The sequence below is a fragment of the Rhodococcus sp. CX genome (assembly GCF_015865005.1).
Taxonomy (GTDB): Bacteria; Actinomycetota; Actinomycetes; order Mycobacteriales; family Mycobacteriaceae; genus Rhodococcus.
Genome location: NZ_JADZGH010000259.1, coordinates 25793 through 28351, shown reverse-complemented (window position 1 = coordinate 28351; position 2559 = coordinate 25793). Strand labels below are relative to the sequence as shown.

Below are 2559 nucleotides of genomic sequence, written 5' to 3'. Positions count from 1 at the left end.
GACCGGCGGGCCCAGGACGACGCGCAGGCGCTGGCACCGTTGCGGACCGAGGCGAATCTGCAGCCGTGCCCGGCGCCGACCGGTGCCGAACCCGCCGGACCGCTCACGGGGATGACGTTCGAATGTGTCGGTGACGGCAGTGGCGTGGATCTGGCGGCCGCCCTGGCCGGTCGCCCCGCGATCCTCAACCTGTGGGCGTGGTGGTGCGGACCGTGCGCCGAGGAACTGCCCGTGCTGCAGGAGTACGCGCGCCGCGCCGGCGACCGCGTCGCACTCGTCACCGTCCACACCGACCCCAACGAAGCCAACGCGCTGTCCAGGCTCGTCGAGTACGGGGTACAGCTCCCCGGGGTGCAGGACGGCTCGGCACGCGTGCAGGCCGCGGTCGCGGCACCACCGGTGCTGCCGCTGACGGTGCTGGTCCGGCCCGACGGTTCGATCGCGAAGGTGCTTCCGCAGCCGTTCCGCAGCGTCGAGGAGATCGCCGCCGCCGTCGAGACCCACCTGGGGGTGAGCGCGTGACCCCGTACTGGCTGCGGCGCGTCGCCACCCTCGACCCGGGCGACCCGCACGGCGTCAACCCGATTCTGGATCGGCGGCCCCCGCGCGGCATCGACGTCCGGCCCGCCGCTGTCCTCGTGCTGTTCGGTGGCTCTCCGGTCCCGGACCCGCTCGCGCGCGGCGGACTGCCCGCCGACGCCGACGTGCTGTTGACCCAGCGCGCGCCGACGCTGCGGCAGCACAGCGGTCAGGTCGCGTTCCCGGGCGGTGCCGCCGACCCCGAGGACGACGGCCCGATCCGGACCGCCCTGCGCGAGGCTCAGGAGGAAACCGGGCTCGAACCGTCCGGGGTGAGGCCGCTGGCCGTGCTGCCGGAGATCTTCATCCCCCCGTCCGGGTTCGACGTCACCCCGGTGGTCGCGTACTGGGAACAGCCCAGCCCGATCGGTGTCGTCGATCCGGGTGAGGCGGCGCGCGTCGTCCGCGTCCCGCTGCGGGACCTGCTCGATCCGGACAATCGATTCCAGGTGCGGCACTCGCGTGGCTACCAGGGCCCGGCGTTCCAGGTCGACGGCATGCTGGTGTGGGGCTTCACCGCGGGTGTGCTCGCCGGTCTGTTCGCGGTGTCGGGCTGGGAAATCGAGTGGGATCACCGGGACGTGCGCGACTTCGACGTCGTGCTCGCCGAGCTGGAGGCAGGAGTGGTCGAACCGTGACGCCATCCGGGTGGATCGACCTGATCATCGTGCTGGTGGTCGTGGTCGCGGTGTCGTCGGGACTGCGCCAGGGAGCGGTCGCGTCGGCACTCGCGTTCTTCGGGGTGGTGCTCGGCGCGGTCGCGGGGATCCTCATCGCCCCGCACGTGCTGGTGCACATCGACGAGGGCAACACGCGACTGCTCGCCGGGGTCGCGCTCATCGTGGCGCTGGTCATCATCGGTGAGGTCGCCGGGATGGTGCTCGGCCGGGCCGCCCGCAGCGGTATGCACAGTCCCGTCGCCCGCGGTGTGGACAGCGTGGTCGGGGCGGTCCTGCAGGCCGGCGCGGTGCTCGTCGCCGCGTGGCTGCTCGCGATCCCGCTGACCGCAACCTCGCAAACCCAGTTGTCCGCCGCGGTCCGCGGTTCCACCGTCCTCGGCACGGTCGACGACGTCGCGCCGGACTGGATGCGCAGCATCCCCCGGGAGTTCTCGGCGTTGCTGGACACCTCGGGGCTGCCGGAGGTGATCGGGCCGTTCGGTCGCACCCCGATCACGGAGGTCGACCCGCCCGACGGGGCGCTGCTCGACAGTCCGGTTCCGCTCGCCCTGCACCCGAGTGTGCTGCGGATCAACGGCATCGCGCCGAGCTGCCAGAAGGCGCTCGAGGGATCGGGGTTCGTGGTCGCGCCCGAACGTGTCATGACCAACGCGCACGTCGTCGCGGGAACGACGGCGGTGACGGTGGAGACCGAGGACGGGCCGCTCGAGGCCGAGGTCGTGCTGTTCGATCCGGAGGTGGACGTCGCGATCCTCGCGGTGCCCGGCCTGACCGCGGATCCGCTGGTGTTCGCCGAGGACCTCGCCGAGTCCGGCACCAGCGCGATCGTCCTCGGGTATCCCGGCGGTGGGCCGTACACGGCGAGCGCGGCGCGGGTGCGCGAGTCGCTGCAGCTGCAGGGCCCCGACATCTACCGCGCCGGAACCGTCGAGCGTGAGGTGTACACGGTCCGCGGCTCGATCCGGCAGGGCAACTCCGGCGGCCCCCTCGTCGACGAGCAGGGCCGGGTCCTCGGCGTCGTCTTCGGTGCCGCCGTCGACGACTCGGACACCGGCTTCGCGCTCACGGCCGAAGAGGTGAGCCGTCAGCTCGCGCTGGCCGGAGCGTCGTTCACCGCGGTCGAGACCGGCGCCTGCATCGTCTGATTCCCTGAGCCGATTTCCGCGGCGCGGCCGATCTCAGAGCGCGGTGACGAAGTCGAGCATCATCCCGATGACGGCCTCGGGCCGCTCCTGGTGCGCGTAGTGGCCGGCGTCGTCCACGAACTTCAGGATGCGACCGGGCGCGTACCGCGAGCAGC

3 protein-coding genes are annotated in these 2559 nt (G+C 72.5%); all 3 read left to right on the top strand.

Annotation, left to right across the window (positions count from 1 at the left end; genetic code table 11):
* Positions 1–522 (top strand): TlpA disulfide reductase family protein (locus tag I0Q12_RS28245; RefSeq protein WP_197256859.1); only part of this gene is annotated, 522 nt, incomplete at its 5' end.
* The gene (locus tag I0Q12_RS28240) at positions 519–1217 is read left to right on the top strand and encodes a CoA pyrophosphatase (RefSeq protein ID WP_197256857.1); all 699 of its coding nucleotides are present in this window, start codon (positions 519–521) and stop codon (positions 1215–1217) included. The genes I0Q12_RS28245 and I0Q12_RS28240, both read left to right, overlap by 4 nt.
* Entirely contained in the window at positions 1214–2404 is a 1191-nt protein-coding gene (gene marP, locus I0Q12_RS28235) for an acid resistance serine protease MarP (RefSeq protein ID WP_197256855.1), read from the top strand. Before I0Q12_RS28240 ends, marP begins: the two co-directional genes overlap by 4 nt.
* Positions 2405–2559: the final 155 nt, after the last annotated feature.